The sequence below is a fragment of the Azohydromonas aeria genome (assembly GCF_009760915.1).
In the GTDB taxonomy this organism is placed as follows: domain Bacteria; phylum Pseudomonadota; class Gammaproteobacteria; order Burkholderiales; family Burkholderiaceae_C; genus Azohydromonas; species Azohydromonas aeria.
In genome coordinates this window covers 1-16,658 of sequence record NZ_VIDQ01000079.1, presented here as the reverse complement: position 1 = coordinate 16,658, position 16,658 = coordinate 1, and the positions used below count along the sequence as shown (strand labels likewise).

Annotated in this window: 20 protein-coding genes; 18 read left to right on the top strand and 2 right to left on the bottom strand. The window is 72.0% G+C overall.

Annotated elements, in window-relative coordinates; genetic code table 11:
* The first annotated feature begins 24 nt into the window (after nucleotides 1-24).
* The 5 genes from FJ694_RS29885 (at nucleotide 25) to FJ694_RS29865 (ending at nucleotide 5,630) form a co-directional block, all read left to right on the top strand.
* Complete coding sequence (locus FJ694_RS29885; RefSeq protein WP_157271187.1) at nucleotides 25-318, top strand: flagellar transcriptional regulator FlhD; 294 nt, start codon at nucleotides 25-27, stop codon at nucleotides 316-318.
* Nucleotides 319-338: 20 nt separating this feature from the next.
* A complete protein-coding gene (locus FJ694_RS29880) occupies nucleotides 339-1,016 on the top strand; it encodes a FlhC family transcriptional regulator (protein ID WP_157271186.1) in 678 nt (225 codons plus the stop codon).
* Between the two features lie 450 nt (nucleotides 1,017-1,466).
* Entirely contained in the window at nucleotides 1,467-3,101 is a 1,635-nt protein-coding gene (gene mobH, locus FJ694_RS29875) for a MobH family relaxase (protein WP_157271185.1), read from the top strand.
* A gap of 1 nt (nucleotide 3,102) precedes the next feature.
* Nucleotides 3,103-5,013 carry a conjugative transfer system coupling protein TraD gene (gene traD / locus FJ694_RS29870; protein WP_157271184.1) on the top strand — a complete coding sequence of 637 codons (1,911 nt, stop codon included), beginning with the start codon at nucleotides 3,103-3,105 and terminating at the stop codon, nucleotides 5,011-5,013.
* Nucleotides 5,010-5,630: an IncC plasmid conjugative DNA transfer DtrJ family protein gene (locus FJ694_RS29865; RefSeq protein ID WP_157271183.1), complete on the top strand. Its 621-nt coding sequence runs from the start codon at nucleotides 5,010-5,012 to the stop codon at nucleotides 5,628-5,630. Before traD ends, FJ694_RS29865 begins: the two co-directional genes overlap by 4 nt.
* A gap of 135 nt (nucleotides 5,631-5,765) precedes the next feature.
* Here FJ694_RS29865 and FJ694_RS29860 read toward each other — a convergent pair whose 3' ends face one another.
* On the bottom strand, nucleotides 5,766-6,056 hold the full coding sequence (locus tag FJ694_RS29860) for a type II toxin-antitoxin system RelE/ParE family toxin (protein WP_157271182.1): 291 nt from the start codon (nucleotides 6,054-6,056) through the stop codon (nucleotides 5,766-5,768).
* On the bottom strand, nucleotides 6,057-6,332 hold the full coding sequence (locus FJ694_RS29855) for a type II toxin-antitoxin system ParD family antitoxin (protein ID WP_157271181.1): 276 nt from the start codon (nucleotides 6,330-6,332) through the stop codon (nucleotides 6,057-6,059). It lies immediately after the preceding gene.
* 95 nt (nucleotides 6,333-6,427) lie between these two features.
* Between FJ694_RS29855 and FJ694_RS29850 the strand changes: the two genes are divergently transcribed.
* From FJ694_RS29850 to FJ694_RS29790, 13 genes are all read left to right on the top strand, one after another.
* A complete protein-coding gene (locus FJ694_RS29850; protein WP_157271180.1) occupies nucleotides 6,428-7,051 on the top strand; it encodes a tyrosine-type recombinase/integrase in 624 nt (207 codons plus the stop codon).
* A gap of 1,203 nt (nucleotides 7,052-8,254) precedes the next feature.
* A complete protein-coding gene (locus tag FJ694_RS29845) occupies nucleotides 8,255-8,629 on the top strand; it encodes an antitoxin Xre/MbcA/ParS toxin-binding domain-containing protein (protein ID WP_157271179.1) in 375 nt (124 codons plus the stop codon).
* Nucleotides 8,626-9,159, top strand: a complete 534-nt coding sequence (locus FJ694_RS29840; RefSeq protein ID WP_157271178.1) for an RES family NAD+ phosphorylase — start codon at nucleotides 8,626-8,628, stop codon at nucleotides 9,157-9,159. Before FJ694_RS29845 ends, FJ694_RS29840 begins: the two co-directional genes overlap by 4 nt.
* Before the next feature lie 654 nt (nucleotides 9,160-9,813).
* Complete coding sequence (locus FJ694_RS29835; protein WP_157271177.1) at nucleotides 9,814-10,308, top strand: hypothetical protein; 495 nt, start codon at nucleotides 9,814-9,816, stop codon at nucleotides 10,306-10,308.
* Between the two features lie 149 nt (nucleotides 10,309-10,457).
* Entirely contained in the window at nucleotides 10,458-10,955 is a 498-nt protein-coding gene (locus tag FJ694_RS29830; protein WP_157271176.1) for a lytic transglycosylase domain-containing protein, read from the top strand.
* Nucleotides 10,955-11,677, top strand: a complete 723-nt coding sequence (locus FJ694_RS29825) for an OmpA family protein (RefSeq protein ID WP_157271175.1) — start codon at nucleotides 10,955-10,957, stop codon at nucleotides 11,675-11,677. Before FJ694_RS29830 ends, FJ694_RS29825 begins: the two co-directional genes overlap by 1 nt.
* A gap of 200 nt (nucleotides 11,678-11,877) precedes the next feature.
* A complete protein-coding gene (locus FJ694_RS29820) occupies nucleotides 11,878-12,168 on the top strand; it encodes a hypothetical protein (RefSeq protein WP_232540286.1) in 291 nt (96 codons plus the stop codon).
* Nucleotides 12,169-12,201: 33 nt separating this feature from the next.
* A complete protein-coding gene (gene traL / locus FJ694_RS29815; RefSeq protein WP_157271173.1) occupies nucleotides 12,202-12,501 on the top strand; it encodes a type IV conjugative transfer system protein TraL in 300 nt (99 codons plus the stop codon).
* 18 nt (nucleotides 12,502-12,519) lie between these two features.
* On the top strand, nucleotides 12,520-13,086 hold the full coding sequence (gene traE, locus FJ694_RS29810; RefSeq protein ID WP_157271172.1) for a type IV conjugative transfer system protein TraE: 567 nt from the start codon (nucleotides 12,520-12,522) through the stop codon (nucleotides 13,084-13,086).
* The gene (locus FJ694_RS29805) at nucleotides 13,073-13,939 is read left to right on the top strand and encodes a type-F conjugative transfer system secretin TraK (protein ID WP_157271171.1); all 867 of its coding nucleotides are present in this window, start codon (nucleotides 13,073-13,075) and stop codon (nucleotides 13,937-13,939) included. Before traE ends, FJ694_RS29805 begins: the two co-directional genes overlap by 14 nt.
* Nucleotides 13,936-15,324 carry a TraB/VirB10 family protein gene (locus tag FJ694_RS29800; protein ID WP_157271170.1) on the top strand — a complete coding sequence of 463 codons (1,389 nt, stop codon included), beginning with the start codon at nucleotides 13,936-13,938 and terminating at the stop codon, nucleotides 15,322-15,324. The genes FJ694_RS29805 and FJ694_RS29800 overlap by 4 nt, the downstream gene beginning before the upstream one ends.
* Nucleotides 15,311-16,108 (top strand): DsbC family protein, encoded by a 798-nt coding sequence (locus tag FJ694_RS29795; protein ID WP_157271169.1) that lies wholly within the window; start codon nucleotides 15,311-15,313, stop codon nucleotides 16,106-16,108. Before FJ694_RS29800 ends, FJ694_RS29795 begins: the two co-directional genes overlap by 14 nt.
* Nucleotides 16,105-16,658 (top strand): TraV family lipoprotein (locus FJ694_RS29790; RefSeq protein WP_157271168.1); only part of this gene is annotated, 554 nt, incomplete at its 3' end. The genes FJ694_RS29795 and FJ694_RS29790, both read left to right, overlap by 4 nt.

The following is a 16,658-nucleotide window of genomic DNA, read 5'->3' as shown; positions in this document are numbered from 1 at the left end:
GGCCCCACTGAAGGACAACCCACCATGGAACAGGCTCGGCTCTCCGATGTCCAGCTCATCAACCTCACCCTGCTGCTGACGATCCGCGACGCCATCGTGCAGGACCGCACCGCCGCCTGCTGCAGGTTCGGCCTCGACGCCGCCTTGGCCGAGCGCATCGCCGCGCTGGGCGTCCAGCAAATCATGGCCCTGGTGGCCAACCTGGGCGACATCACGCTGTTTCCGGCGCGGCGCGACCTGCTCGCGCTGCTCGACGCGCCGCTGCCGCTGGCGCGGCCGCTCGCCGCGGTGCAGGCCCCCGGCCGTCTCTGCGCCTGACCCGGCATGGGAGCATGCCCATGGACGCGTCCCGCGCGCCGGCGCGGATCGAGGCCCGGCTGCAGGCGCTGAAGCTGGCGCAGGCCTGCGCGGAGCTCGGCGCCCGCGTGCGCACCATCGCGGCCCTCACGGGGCTGCCCGCGCGCGAGCTGCTGGAGCTGCTGTTTCCCGACCGGCAGGCCGTGCCGCGCGGCCGCCCGCCGGCCTCGCCGGACTGGTACCACACCGCCAACCTCCTCAACCGTGCGGAAGCCTCCATCGCCATGGTGCTGTACCGGCGCCTGTGCGACGCGGGCTTCCCGCCGCCCGAGGCCCTGGTCGGCGCTTACCGGCACTACCGCGGCGTGTGCGAGCCGCCGCATCGCATCAGCTTCGACCGCGCCTTCGACCTGGCCGGGCACACCGACGGACTCTGGTTCACCACCGTGCGCAGCTTCTCGCTGGTGGCCTGCCCGGCCTGCCACAGCACCTTCCTGGCCGCCTGCGGCACCATCGCCCTGAGCAACGAGGAGTGCCCGTTCTGCAAGCTCGTGCAGCGCTACGGCACCGACCCGCGCGTGCAGGCGTCGTTTCCGGTGCGGCCGCTGGCCGACCTCAGCGGCGTGCCGCTCGGCGTGCGCGAGCTGCTGCGGGACTCCACGCTCCGGTCGGCGGCCGACGTGGAAGGTGGAGACAGGAGGGAGCCGCGAAGCTCGTGATGGGTGGCTGCCCCGCCGAGGCCATCACGCGGAAAGGATGGCGGGATGGTAGGTCGAGTGAATCCCGTATGTTGTTTCTTGAATCATGCCTTCCTTGTCAATGCGCGGCCAGGGAAATCCACGACTGCTGTGGACAAGCTTGTTGGCAAGGGGCGCGCGGGTGCCGCAAGTCGTTGATCGGCAAACCGTTCCGCTGTGCTGCTCAAGAAATGGGCAGCCGGTGGCCTGGGCAGGCTGATGTGGCCGCGACCGCTCGGTGCTCGCAGGTCTGCCACGTCGCCCTGACGCTGTCAGCATCCCGGACCGGATACGCGGTTTCCCCTCTCGGCAACTGCGCCGGACAGCACCGTCCCTGGTGCCGAAACCCCGCCCCTCCGGCGGCCGTTTCCCCATCGCGCGGACACGACGGACCCTGCAGGATCGGCGCCTCCCTGGCGCGAAGGAGCAGCCATGCCCGGCTTCCCCCTGCAGGACGAAGACGGCATCGAGGCCGTGCCCGCCAACCGGCTGCTCGCCGACCACCAGGCGCTGATCGACCGGATCCGGCTGGCCTTCGGCGTGGACCGCGGCACCTTCGACAGCGAGATCGCGCCGCTGCTGGAGCGCTACGCCGCCTGCGTCCACCGGCTCCCGGCCACGGCCGAGAGCCACTTCAGCGAACCGGGCGGGCTGCTGCGCCTGGGTCTGGAGGTCGGCTTCTTCGCGCTGCAGGGCACGGATGCCCACATCATCGCCGGCCGCTCCACCATCTCCGAGCGGCGCCACCTGGAGCCGCGCTGGCAGCTCGCCACCTTCATCGCCGGACTGTGCTGCGAGCTGCATCGCACCATGGGGCCGTTGAGGGTCCTGGACGCCGATGGCCGGGAATGGCCGGCCTGCCTGATGCCGCTCGCCGACTGGCTGCTCGACCACGGCCTGGACCGGTACCGCGTGCGCTGGCGCGGCGACGTGCCGCCGGTGCAGGCCCAGGGCCTGTTCATGCTGTCCCACGTCGTGCCGCCGCGGGTGATGCGCTTCCTCGGCGAGGACAACGCCGTCATCGTGCCCCACCTGCTAGCCGGCGTCGGCGGCCTGTCGCTGTACCGCGACCGCAACGTGCTCGACACGCTGGTGCGCCGCGCCCTGGCGCTGGTGATCGACCGCGACCTCCGCGCCCGTGCCGGCCGCGGCGGTACCGATCCGGCCGGCACGCACGTCGCGCGCTACCTGGTCGAGGCCATGCAGGGCCTCGTGCGCAGCCACGCGGCCTGGGTGCCCAACCGCGACAAGTCGCGCCTGTGGCTGGGCCGGGACGGCCTGTTCGTCACCTGGCTGCAGGCCGCCGCGGACCTGCAGGCTGCCCTGGAGGCGGCGCAGCTGGCCGGCATGCCCAGGTCCGCCGACGCCATGCTGGCCGCCCTGCTGGACGCGGGCGTGCTGGAGCCCCGCGACGGCCAGACCATCCCCTGGTCGATCCAGCCCCCGGGGGCCCAGGCGCCTGTGGAGGCCATCAAGCTGTCCTCGCCCGACATCCTGCTCACGGGCCTCACGCCCTGCCCCGCGCCCCTGGAAGTCGCGCTGGCGCGCGATCCCGGGCAGCCGCCCGCCAAGGCGCGGCCCGCACGCGCGCCGTCCGCGCCGGCGGCCATGGCACAGCTGCCCCTGCCCGGCACGGAGTCCGGACCCACCGCGGAGGCCGTCGGCGGGCCCGACGCCGGCAAGCCCGCCGCACCGCCCCGGACGACGGACGCCCCCGAGCGTCGCAGGCTCGCGCTGCAGGCCCCCAGGCGTCTCGATCCCCTGGTGCGGGAGGCGGTGGCGAAAGCCGTGAGCGCCGTCGGCGCCGGGCAGGTCGCATCGCGTGTCACGGCGGGCGGCTTCTTCGTGCGGCTCGACGACATGGAGCGCCAGGGCATCGACGCCGCGCAGGCGCTGCGCGCGCTCGGTGACGCCGGGATGCTGGCCGGGACAGGAGGAACCAAGGCCACGCTCACGACCCACGAGATCGACGGCGAGCCCTGCGGCGGCCTGCTGATCCGTCCGCGCTTCATCAACGGTCTCGACCTGGCGGACTTCTCGCCCGCCGACGGCCCGGCCGGGGACTGACATGCTGGTGCGCCGATACGAGATGCCGTGGCGGCCGGCCTACGAGGGCCACGCCGCGGCCGCCTGGCTGGCCGCCACCGCCGTGCTGACCTTCGGTGGCGTGTCGGGCGTGCTGCCCACGGCCCTGGCCCGGCCGCTGGCGCTGGGCTGCTTCGCTTGCGGCGTGATGCGCCTGGCGCAGGCGCTGCGCACGCTGGTGCTGCGCGCGTCGCTGAGCGGCCGCGCCGTGCAGACCATCGGCACGGCCGAGCTGGCGCGCTGGTGCGGCCGGCCCGACCAGGTGTTCCTCGGCTTCGGCTTCGAATGGCGGCCGGTGCACGCGCAACGGCTGTACGAGCTGGCCAAGGCCGACTACCGGGAGTTCGCGCTGTCGCCGCGCCTGCTGGCCTGGCTGGGCCACGAAACTGATCCACAGCCTGACGCCCAGATCGGCCTGCCCTACATCCACGGCGTTGAGCCCGACGAGGTGCCGCTGTACCGGCCGCTGCAGAACTTCGAGGGCGGCACGCTGCTCGTGGGCACCACCCAGTCGGGCAAAGGCGTGGCGCTGGGCTGCCTCGTCACGCAGGCCGTGCGCCGCGGCGACGTGGTCATCGTCATCGATCCCAAGAACAGCCGGCGCCTGCGGCGCATCGTGCAGCGCGCCTGCGAGGACTGGCGCGAGCCGGGCACCTTCCTGGAGTTCCACCCCGCCTTCCCTGAGGACGGCGTGCGGCTGGACTTCACCTTCAACTGGCAGAAGCCCACCGAGATCGCCTCGCGCATCCAGTCGATCATGCCGCCCGACACGGCCAGCGCCTTCACGGCCTTCGGCTGGGACGCGGTCAACGTGGTGGTCCAGGGCCTGATCGAGCTGGAGGAGCGTCCCAACCTCGTGAAGCTCACGCGCTACATCGAGGGCGGCATCGAGCCGGTGCTGGAAGGCTCGCTGCGGCGCTACTGCGAGCGCACGCTGGGCTCGGGCTGGCGCGAGCAGCCGGAGATGAAGCGGCTGCTGCACGAGGCGCAGCGCGGCAACCTGAAGCGCCCTTCCGAGGCGGCCAGCACCGAGCTGCTGGCCCTCGTCACCTACTACGAGCAGCACGTCGCGCCGTCGCAGCGCCACAAGGCCATCGACGCGCAGGTGCGCACCTTCCGCCACAACCGCGAGCACTACCAGAAGATCACGGCCAACCTGCTGCCGGTGCTGTCGATGCTGACCTCGGGCGACCTGGGCCGCAGCCTCTCGCCCGACCCCTTCGACCCTGACGACCTGCGGCCGATCATGAACTTCGAGAAGATCGAGCGCGCCGGCCACGTGCTCTACATGTGCCTGGACTCGCTGCCGGACCCGTCGGTGGCCACGGCCATCGGTGCGCTGGCGCTGGCCGACCTGGCCGCGCGGGTGGGCATGCGCTACAACCTCGGCGCCCACCGGCGCATCTCGCTCTTCGTTGACGAGGTCTCCAACGTCATCAACCAGCCGCTGATCGAGATCCTGAACAAGGGCGCCGAGGGCGGTATCCAGACCACCTGCGCCATGCAGACGCTGGCCGACCTGGCGCGGCGCCTGGGCAGCGAGCACGCGGCGCGCATGGCCCTGGGCAACCTCAACAACCTGATCGCCCTGCGCTCCAAGGACCGGCCGACGCAGGACTTCGTGGTCGAGACCTTCGGCCGCACGGCCATCCACACGCTGCGCGTGGGCGTGAGCACCGGCACGGACGCCCACCTGGGCGACTTCTCGTCGAGCTACTCGACGCAGCTGTGCGAGAGCTTCGAGGAGATGGTGCCGGCGGACGTGCTGGGCAAGTTGCCCAACCTGCAGTACTTCGCCTCGGTGTCCGGCGGCCGGATCATCAAGGGGCGCTTCCCGATCCTGGATGCCGACGCTCCGGCCGCCGCCGTGGTGTCCGCCGGAGCCGGCCCATGATCCGCGCCACGGCAGTCGTCTCTCTGCTCGGGCTGCTGGTGCTCGTGCTGTACCTGCCGTCGGCGCTGCCGGCGGAGCGGTTCCTGACCCGGCTGCGCGCCGAGCACGAGGCCGCCGTGGCCTTCTGGGGACCCGAGCACGCCACGCGGCTGCTGGCCCGGGCACTGGACACGCAGGAAACCGCCCGGGCCGCGACACCGCACCCCGATGCCGCCATGGCAGCACCGGGCGACGTCGGCGGTGCCGTGTCGCGGCAGATGGCCGGCGCGGTGGCGAAGCTTTTCGACAACCCCTACTTCCGCTCCATCGACGCCCTGCTGTTGCTGGCCGGCTACCGCGCCGTGGCGCTGGTGGAGTGGCTGCCCTGGACGCTGGTCGTCCTGCTTGCCGCGGGCGCCGACGCTCTGGCGTCGCGGGCCGTGAAAGCCCGGGAATTCCGGCGGCTCGATCCGGAGATGTTCGCCGCGCACGCCTCGGCGGCGGTGATGGCCGGCTGCCTGACGATGGTCTGCGCAGTGGCGCCGATGCCGCTGCATCCGCTGGTTATGCCGTGTGCGCCGCTGGTAGTCGGGCTGCTGGGGGCGCGGGCGCTGGGATGTTTTCACCAACGCGGCTGACAAATGGACCACCAGCATATGAATGCCTGCTATGTGCCCATTACCGACACCCGGTGGCCTCGGCTGAATGACGGCTCTGCGCCGCAAATCGTCTTCTCGGCTGGTCCGCGCGACCGTCAAAAAGCGACGTCCGGATCAGAAAAGACCAGGTTCAATATCCCGGGCTGAATGGAGTACGCGGACAACGTCGATACCGACGTCCAGTGGCACGTAGAAAATGATGTAGCGCCCGAAAGGCAGGCTGCGGACACGCGGTGCGAGCTCATCACGCTGTCGACCCATGAGCGGCTGCGTGGCCAGCAGTTGGAGTTGCTCGTCAAGCCTGTCGACCCAGGCATCCGCCTGATCAAGGCTGTCGTCAGCGATGTAGTTCCAGATATCCGCGATGTCAGCTGCTGCTTGAGGGCGTCGGAGGATACGAGGCATTTACTTGCCCGCTGCCTTTGATTTCGCCGCCGCACGCCGCACGCGACCTTGCTGTTTGACCTGAGCGGGATCCCAAGCCTCGCTCTCGCCGCTTTCCAGTCCTTCGCGGATGTCACTGCGCAGTTGCTGCAGTCGAGCAGCGCGCACTTGGTCTTGCTCTTCCATCAGGCGCAAGGCTTCGCGCACCACCTCGCTGGCGGAGGTGTAGAGGCCGGAGGCGACCTTGCGCCGAACCATTTCCTCCAGCTGAGGCGTCAGATTGACGTTCATGCCCATGGTGCGTCCCTTCAGGATGAGGCGCAATGCTAGCAAAAGATGTCAATGTTTGACATCGCGGCGGTCGTCGCCGCGGTTGCAGCTTGGAGGTCGTCATGGACGCCGTCTCTGCAGTGAAGTCCCGTGAGCCATGGAACAAGGGCAAGTTGGTTGGGCAAAAGCTGCCCCTCAAGCCGAAGGAAATCTGGGCGATCCGTATTCGGCTGCAGATGGCGCACCGCGCGCGGGAATTGGCGCTATTCAACCTGGGCCTGGATAGCAAACTGCGCGCGTGCGATCTGATCGCCTTGCGCGTTCGCGACGTATGCCACGGCGACAGGGTCGCCAACCGCGCCATCGTCCTTCAGCGCAAGACGCACCGGCCCGTGCAATTTGAGATTACAGCCACTACCCAGGACGCCGTGCAAACTTGGATTCGTGAAGCTGGATTGAAATCCGATAGCTACCTATTCCCCAGTCGAATTCACCGGTCGCCGCACCTGGGAACCAGACAGTACGCCCGGATGCTGCACGGGTGGATTAGGGAAATCGGACCAGATCCAACGGCGTATGGCACGCACTCAATGCGAAGAACCAAGGCTTCACTGATCTACAAGCGGACCAGGAACCTGCGTGCGGTTCAAATTCTGCTTGGACATTCCAAGCTGGAGAGCACAGTACGCTACCTCGGCATCGAAGTCGATGATGCTCTGGAGATCGCTGAACAGATCGAAATCTGAGTGATCAGCCTATCAGCGCCCGCTTCCCGGCGGGCGCTGATACATTGCAAAGCGGTCGCTGAAAACGGCATGTCGAAGGATCACAATTGGCCGCTCCGCGTTGCTCGTTGCTAGAAACGACGCGCCCATTCGTGGCGACCGAAGAACTGGAGCAGCTGAACCCGATCCAGCCGCCACCGAAGGCGCGGCAAGATTCATCCGATGAGGTTGGCCGCGTAGCGGCCTGGAGGCCAAGCCGCCCGCATCGCGTGCAACGCTGCAATACAAGGCCCGTCCCTGATGGAGCACCGGTGCGGCGATCCACTGCCGAACCGCTGGCGTCGCCCGCCCGCTGAGGCCACGCTGCCAACGGCCCAGCCTGCGCCGGCCGTCCTGTCCGGGCCGCAAATCGGTTCCGGTTGAGTGAGTATGCCGCCGCCATCCCCGAAGAATGGCCGCGGCACGCGCCCGAGGCCAGCACGGAGAAGCGCGCGCAGGATGAGGCTGCAGCCACGGCACCGGGCCCGGCAACAGTGCACTTGGAGAGCCGGCTGCAGTGGTCGCCCGAGGCGCTGGGGCCGCGCGCACCTGGTCAAGGAGCACCACCCGCGCCACGGCGGCCGCCTCGCCGCTGCGAACCACGCGGCCCCCGCCGCTTGCGCCCGCTTGCCCAGCACCAAGTGGGCGTTGGTGCCGCTTGCCGCGAAGGAGCTCACGGCCGCCAGACGCGGGCACGGGGCCCCCGGCCCGGTGATTGGCAGCGCGTCCCCGTCGATGTGCGGGTTCGGGCGCATGAGTCGCAGGTGCGGCGGCGCCTGTGCGACGCGGTCGCCGCTGGCGCCGCGGGAGCCGTACAAGCCTCGGGACGCCGCGCCGCATCCAGGTATGCGGCAATGGCCTCCACCGGCAGCGCGGGGGACTCCATCCAATGAGGTCGGCCGCGATGCGGCCTGGAGGCGACGATGCCCTATTGGATAGAGGAGGACCGCGCGCCGACCGCAGCCGCCTTTCAGTTCGCAGATATCTCGCGGCCTTTCATCTCTGCCGGCCGCCAGCACCAGCGAGCGCCAGCCGCGCTGCACCAGCCTGGTGGTGCTCCATCACAAGCCCAGGACACGCCGAGAAACAAGACGACAGCCCGCGACAGCCCGCTGATCCGCCGTTCACACCAAAGGCGTTTTTGGTGCAAAATGAGTGCAAATAGTCTGCACTAGGTGATCCATCATGTCTGCCGCCGTGTTGCAACAGCCCTTCGTCGAGCGCTTCCGCGAGCCCAACACTCCGTACCTATCTCCGGCGCGGGTAGGCGACTTCTTCGGCTTTCGCGTCCAGGAGCTGGCCGAGCGGGCACACGTGCATCGCAACACCCCGACCTCACGTCCCCAGGCGCCCCAATTGCAGAAGTACCTGCAGGACATGATCCGCGCGCTGGCGGTGGCCACGGAGATGACAGGCGACGCCGAGCGGGCCGCTTTCCTGTTGCGCAACGAACCGCTGCGAGCCTTTGGCTACAAGACCGCCGACACACTCGTGCAGGAAGGTCGGGTCGAGGACGTCATCGCGTACCTGGAATCGCTCGCGGGCGGTGCTGCCGGATGATCCTGGCCTCGCTCAGCCAAGATGAGCCGCTCGCCTGCTACCGCGTAATCTCGCCTGCCTATGCGGGCATGCCGCTGTCCGGCATGGGGGCAGCGCGGCGCGGCGGTCGGTTCAACCGGCCAGGCCAGGAGGCGCTGTACCTGTCGATGGACGAGGTGACCGCCCTGGCCGAGTACAAGCAGGACAACCCCTGGTTGCCGCCAGGCACTATCTGCACCTTCTTTGCCCAGGGACTGCGCGTCGCCGACCTGGGGGCTGGTTTCGACCCCGAGCGCTGGCCGCGACTTTGGGCAGATTTCGCCGTGGACTGGCGTGCCGAATGGTTCGGCAAGTCCATCGAGCCGCCCACCTGGTACATGGCTGATGACGTGGTGGCGGCCGGACTGGACGGCATCGTGTTCCCCTCGCAAGCGCGGCCGGGTGGCACCAACCTCGTGGTCTACGGCAGCTCCAGCCGGCCGGCATCGCAAATGCGCGTCTACGACCCGGCCGGCGTGCTGAGCCGGATCACCCCCTCGCCGGGCAGCTGAGTTGACCATCCCGCCAGACAAGAGGGCACCCTGTCCGTGCCCAGCCAGCACTCCCACGCCGCGCGCGGCCGTCTTGTCTAACTGGTGCCGGAACTTGGCCCTGCCCTGGCCCAGCACCGGGCGGTCGCGTCCGACCATCAGTTCACGCGCTGGCCGGAGGCCGCCCCGGTGCCTGCGGCGCTGGCGCTCGTCACAAGGCTCCGCGAGAAACCCCGGCATATGCGCGCGGGCGCTGGTACTTGAACGTCACGGTCAACGAGCCTGACTTCGTCGGCCCGCTGCCCATGCCGCCCGTGAGTGACTGCATCGGCATCGACCTGGGCCTGAAAGAGCTCGCGTCGGTGTCCAGTGGGGAGAAGGTCGCCGCGCAGCGCTTCTACCGTGACCTGGAGCCGGCGCTTGCCACCGCGCAACGCGCGGGCAAGAAGGCGCGCACCAAGGCCATCCACGCCAAGATCGCCAACCCGCGACGGGATGGCAATGGATCCGGACCGGGCTCGAATCGCCCATGGATGGCCGCCCCAACCCTGATCGCGAAATCCCCCCTCGCAGGCCACCCCTTTCACCCGGATCCGGCCACAGCGGCTGCCTACCCTTGGGCGCATGCACTGGACAGCACCCCGCCCGCCACAGTCGATGCCGGAGGAAGCCCGCATGAGCCGCGACCTGCATCCCGCCCGAGTTGCCGCGGCACCGGCCGCACCGGACACGGAGCCCTCGGACACCGTCGAGACGCGCCTGTGGCTGGAGGAGCACGAATGGCTCTACGGCCTGCTGCACAGCGAGGACAACGTGGCGCCCAAGTTCCGCTTTCCCGACCTCATCGGCGCCTGCGTGTCGCTGGTGTTCACCGATGACGACGCGGCGCCCCGCATCTTCCAGTTCCTGCGCACGGAGCTCGTCCTGCGCCCGCCCACCACGCCGCGTCGCCGCGAGTCGATGTGGCGAGCGCAGTACGAGTTGCTGCAGGCCCTGCAGCGCTCACCGGCGAACCGGCATCCCCACCCCAACTTCCAGCTCGACCAGCTGACCACCGCCTGCGTCGCGCTGGCGCGACGCCAGGTCGACACGGATGTCCGGGTGCTGCACCAGGCCCGGCTGAACGTGGCCGACCGCTCCAGCCGATGGCGGCTGCCGCGCCCGGGCTGATGCAGCCCCGCGCCGCCTGACCGGCGGCTGCAGCTGAAACCGCCCCGCCGGCACACCCCGGGACCGGACGCGACCGTGGCCGCGCCGGGCCCTGTCCTGCCGCCTGCGCCGCAGGCGACCGACCGCATCGAACCGCGACGGACCGCACCATGCGACTGCTGCTTGCCGGAGTGATCGTGGCGACCGGGCTGCCCCTGCAGGCACGGGCCTGCTGGGAGGACGCGGGCCGCCGCTACGGCATCGCGCCCGAGCTGCTGGTGGCCGTCGCGCGGGTCGAGTCCGGCCTCGATCCGCGCGCGATGAACCGCTCGCACCAGGCGCGCACGGGCACCTACGACATCGGGCTCATGCAGATCAACAGTGGGCACCTGCCCCGGCTGGCGCGCCTGGGCATCACCGAGGCCCGGCTGCACGACCCGTGCACCAACATCCAGGTCGGCGCCTGGCTGCTGGCCGAGGCCTTCGCCCGCCGGGGCGTGACCTGGGACGCCGTGGGCTCCTACAACGCGGCCTGCTCGCGGCTCAAGGGCGACGCCTGCACGCAGGCACGCGCGCGCTATGCGTGGCGGGTGTTCCGCAGCCTGCCACGCGGAACACGGCCCAATACCGATGTCGCCGCAACCACAGCCCCAGGGGTGTCGCCGTGATGCACGCCCGCGCCCTCGTGTGGCCCTGCGGCGCGCTGCTGCTGTGCGGCACCGTCCTCTCGGCCTGCACGTCGGCACGGCCGACGGCATCGCAGCCGCCGGCCGCGCCGGTGCGGCAGCAGGCGTCGGTGCTCCAGCCGCGGATCGTGCAGCAGGACTTCGGCCGCGACGCGGTCTTCACGACCTGCCTGCCGCCCGACTGCCCGGTGCGCACGCCGAAGGTCCTGGCCGCCGAGCCGCCGGCGGAACCCGGCGCTGCGCTGGAAGGCGTCGCGGCCGGGCTGGATGAGCACGAAACCGTCCTCCCGCCCTCCGGCCCCGGAAGGCTTCCGGTGCCGGCCGGACAACCCGCCAGCCCGGCCGGGGGCGGACCGCAGACGCTGCAGGCGACGATCCTTTTCGCGTCCGGCTCGGCCGCGCTCGACCCGTCGGCACGCCGCGCCATCGACGCGCTCGCGAGCCGGGTGCCGGCGGCGCGCAGCGTCCTCGTGATCGGCCACACCGACGGCGTCGGACCGGCGCAGGTCAACCAGGCGCTGGCCCTGGCGCGCGCCGATGCGGTCGCGGCCCGCCTGCGCCAGCGCCAGCCGCGCCTGGAATCGGCGATCCGGGTCGAGGCCCGCGGCGCCTGCTGCCTCGCGGCGGACGACGACACCGCCGAAGGCCGGCGCCGGAACAGGCGCGTCGAGATCCTCGTCGAGCACCGGGGGAGCGGAGCGTGACGCGGGCCATTCCTGCCTCCGCCCCGGGGCCGCTGCGGCCCCGGTTCCAGCCGCCCTGGAGCCACGCGCCGCCCGGTGTGGCGGACAGCTCCAGCCGCACGCCCCTGCCCCTTCCGAACCGCGTACCGGAGGCCCTCATGCCCGTCACCGCTTCCCCTGCCGCCGTTCCTGCCCGACCGCCACGCCGCGGAAAGTCCGCCGTGGCGCTCCTGGCGCTTGCCATGCTGGCCCTGGGCATCGCGTCGCCCGCGCAGGCGCTCGACCTCGTGGGCTTCACCGGCATCGACGGGCCCATGACCTCCGCGCTGACGCAGATCGCGGCGCTGGGGCCGGGCATCAAGGCGCTGGTCGGCTTCATCGGCTTCGTGGTGGCCCTGATCTCGCTGGCGGCGCTGCGCAACTTCGGACCGGTGCTGTCCTACGTCGGGCTGGCGATCTTCGCCGCGGTCGGGCTCGTCATCGGCGGCGCCATCATGGGCGCCGTCGTCTGAGGCACGCGGCCCCGGCTGCAGCAGAGGCCTGCCATGCAAGACGACACCTACATCCCGCGCCGCCTGGACGATCCCTGGAAGATCGGCTTCTGGGACATCGACGTCGCGGCGCCTACCATCCTGGGCCTGTTCGTGGGCTACCTGTCCGGCTCCGGGCTGGCGTTCGCGCTGTGCGTGCTCGCCGGCTTCCTGGCCTCGCGCTGGGTGGCGCGCGTCAAGGCCGACCGGCATCCGGCCTTCGCCCTGCACTGCCTGTACTGGCACCTGCCGACCAACCCGCTGTCGGCCATGACGGCGACGCCGCCGTCGCACATCCGCCGCATGGTGGGCTGACCGGGCGCAGGAAGGGCCATGGACTTCCCGAGGCTCAGCGCCGACCTGAAGGACCTGCGCCGGCGCAACGCCGTGCTGGGCGTGGCGGTGGGCGCGATGGCGGCGGCACTGCTGCTGGCCCTGGCGGTGATCCTGTGGCTGCTGGGCACGCAGCGCACCGTCATCGTGCCGCCCGCCATCGACCGCTCGTTCTGGGTCACGCGCGACCGCGCCAGCAGCGCCTACCTGGAGCAGATGGCCGCCTTCGTCGCCTGGCTGGTGCTCGACGTCACGCCCGCGTCCATCGACTGGAAGAAGGACGTGCTGCTGGGCTACGTCGAGCCGGACCAGCACGGGGCGCTGAAGACGCGCCAGGAGCTGGAGGCCGCCCGCCTCAAGCGCATCAACGCCAGCACCTCCTTCGCGCCGCAGGAGCTGCGGCCCAGCGAGGCGAGCCAGTCGGTGGTCGTGCGCGGGCGCCTGCGCACGCTGGTCAACGGCCAGGAGACGAGCAACGACAGCCGGGCCTACCTGGTCGAGTTCCGCTACGCGGGCGGGCGCATCCATCTCAAGACCTTCAAGGAGCTGCCCCATGAGGCGTCCTGACCCGGCCCCGTCCCGCCTGCGCGGCATGGAGGTCGCCCTGTGCCGGCACGCTGCCGCGGCGGCGGGCCTGCTGGCCCTGCTGCACGCACCGCCGTCCCGTGCGCTGCAGGTGGTGGAGGCGCGCGACGGCGTGACGGTGCGGGCCGCGCTGTCGACCCGCGAGCCCACGCGCATCCGCATCGAGGGCGCGCCGATCGTCGACGTGTTCGGCAACGTGCAGGCCGGCGCGTGCGGCGACGTGCCCGGCGGCGCGGCGGCCGGGGCGGTCCCGACCGCCCGGAGCACGGCCGACCTGGTGGTCGAGTGTGACCGCGACAAGGGCGAGATCTACGTGCGCCCGTCCGCGCGCGGCCGCGACGGCGGCAGGCCGGTCAGCCTGTTCGTGTCCTCGGCGCGCGCGACCTACACGCTGCTGCTGCAGCGCGCCGACACGCCGGCCGACACCATCGTCATCCGCGACCGCAGCGGCGGACGCGCGGGGTCCGCCGCGAACGGGACGGCCTCCGCCAGCCCCCCGGCCCACCACGTTCGGGCGATGAAGGCGATGCTGGTGGCGATGGCCTCCGACCGGGTGCCGGGCGACATCCGGGTCGAGGAGGTGGGCCAACCGGTGCAGCTCTGGGCCGGCAGCCGCTTCTCGCTCATGCGCCGCTACGAGGGGCGCGGGCTGTGGGGCGAGAAGTACCTGCTGCAGAACACCGGAGGGGCCGTGATGGTGCTGGCGGAGCAGGAGTTCGACCGGCCCGACAGCCTAACCGGCGGCCAGGTGCTCGGCGTGGCCGTGGAGAACCACAACCTGCGGCCCGGCGACAGCACCAGCGTGTTCGTGATCCGGCGCGGGGGCGAGCGATGAACCGCCCCGCCGTGCTGAAACGGCTGCTGGAGCGCCTGACGCCCCGGCAGCGCCAGTTTGCGCTGCTGGCCGCCCTCCTGGCCGGCGGCATCGGCCTGCTGTGGGCCGTGTTCGCCCTGGCCGACCACGGCCGCCAGGAGCGGCCGCCGGGCCCGCGGGCCAAGGCCGAGGACCACGTCACCCGCATCGGCGTGATGCCACCGGGCGGCCAGGTGAACCCGGTCGACCAGTGGGTCGGCACGGCGGGCAGCAAGCTCGCCCGCTACGAGAGCGAGCGCCAGGAGCAGGAGCGGCTCAACAAGGACCGGCAGGCCTTCGAGGCCCGCACGATGCAGCGCTTCGCCGAGCTGGAGCAGCGCCTGACGGCCGCGACGCCGGCCAGGGCGCCGGCCTCCGCACCCGCCGCGCTTCCCGCCGCGTCGGCCCTTCCGGCCCCGGCGCCCGCCGTCCCGCCGCTGCCGGCACCCCGGCCGGCCGGACTGGCGGCGACGCCCGTGCCGGGCGCCCTGCCGCCGGGCCTGCCGCCGCTGCCCATGGCCTCGCTGGCCGCACCGCTGCCCGCGCTCGACCCGGAGCCGCCGGAGCCGGCGCTCACGCGCGTCGCCGTCACGCAGCGCGCCGCCGCGGACAAGGCGGGCGCGGTACGGGGCGATGCGCCGGCCGCGGGCGAGGCCCGGGGCGCCGCGGGCTTCCTGCCCGTGAGCTTCACGCGCGGCACGCTGCTGGGCGGCCTGGACGCGCCCACGGGCGGGCAGGCGCAGTCCAACCCGCACCCGGTGCTCATCCGGCTCTCGGACGACACGGTGCTGCCCAACCGCTTCCGCGGCGAGTACCGTGAGTGCTTCGTGGTGGCCGCGGGCTACGGCGACATCAGCTCGGAGCGGGCCTACCTGCGTACCGAGAGCCTGTCGTGCGTGCGCCCCGACGGCTCCGCGCTGGAGGTCCGGATCCAGGGCACGGTCCACGGCGAGGACGGCAAGGTCGGCATGCGCGGGCGCCTGGTCACCAAGCAGGGCCAGATGCTGGCCAACGCGCTGCTGGCCGGGGTCGTCAGCGGCATCGGCCAGGGGATCGCCACCTCCTCGACCAGCTACAGCACCTCCGCGCTGGGCACCATCGCCACCACCACGGGCGCCGACGCCTACCGGGCCGGGCTCGGCCACGGCGTGGGGCGCGCGCTGGACCGGCTGGCCCAGTACTACATCAAGCTCGCCGAGAACACCTTCCCGGTGATCGAGGTCGATGCCGGCCGCGAGATCGACGTGGTGATCACCAGGGGCGTGCGCGTGGACGTGCCGACGGCGACGGCCGCGGCCGAGCCCGACGCCGCCGCGGTCCCGCCCGAGGAACGGTACCTGGAGGGCAACGACGATGGCCGCTACTGAGCACCGCCCGCGGCCGCGCGCGGCCGTCCTCCTCGCGCTGCTGGGGTGCGCGCTCGCCGCCACGGTACACGCCGCGCGGCCCGACGAGGCCCGGCTGCTGGACGAACTGCGCCGGGCGCATCCGCAGACCCGCTTCACGCAGGTGACGCGCTCGCCCGTGCCCGGCCTCTACGAGGTCTGGATGGGTGCCAACGTGGCCTACGTCTCGGACCGCAGCCCGCGCCACTTCGTGTTCGGCCGGCTGTTCGACACGCGGACGATGACGGACCTGACCGGCCCGCGCCTCGCCGCGGCCGCCGCCACCGTGGCCACGCCCGGCGAGGCACAGCCGGCGCCAGGCGAGCCGGTGGCCTTCGACGCCCTGCCCTGGGCCGATGCCATCACGACCGTGCACGGCCGCGGCCGGCGCCATGTCGCCGTCTTCAGCGACCCGGCCTGCGGTTTCTGCCGCCTGCTGGAGCAGGAGCTCACGGGCCTGGACGACGTCACGATCCACACCTTCCTGGTGCCGTTCCAGGGCCTGGAGCGGCCGGTGGCCATCTGGTGCGCCCGCGACCGCGGGCAGGCCTGGCGCCGCGCGATGCTGCAGGGCGACACCCCGGCACCGGACCCGGCCGCGCGCTGCGAGCACCCCGTCGAGCGCAACGCGGCCCTGGCGCGCCGGCTCGGCGTGCAAGGGACGCCCACCCTGCTCTGGGCCGACGGCACGCGCACCGAGGGCCATGTCGCCCGGGCCGTGATCGAGGAGCGGCTCGCCCGCGCGGCGCAGGAGCGGCGGCCATGAGCCGCGGCCCGGATCGCGCCCGGCTGGCCGCGGCCATTGCCGCGGTGCTGTGCGGCGCCTGCACGAACCTCTCCGGCCTGGACGGCTCGTCGAGCTACGCCTGCAAGGCGCCCGCGGGCGTGGCCTGCCAGTCGGTCTCCGGGACCTACGCCAACGCCCTGGCCAGCAACCTGCCCGCCCAGCGCGCCCGCACCGGGGCACCCGGGCCGGCCACCGCAGGCCCGGCACCGGCCGCCGCCGCCCTGCCAGCGACCGCGCCGGGGACGCCGGGCTCCCCGGCCAGCGCCCTGCGCTCCCCGCCGCGCATCCTGCGGCTGTGGTTCAAGCCCTGGGAGGACGCCGACCGCGACCTCTACGACCAGGGCTACGTCTATGTCCAGATCGACGGCGGCCGCTGGCTGGTGGACCACGCGCAGCGGCTCATCCGCGATGCCTACGCGCCCGTGCGGCCGCCGGTGGCCGTGCGCACGCCCGCCGCGGCGCCGGCCTCGGCCACGCCGCCGGCGGGACCTGCCCCGGCGGGCGACGCGCCGCGCCCGGGCGGCGGGCT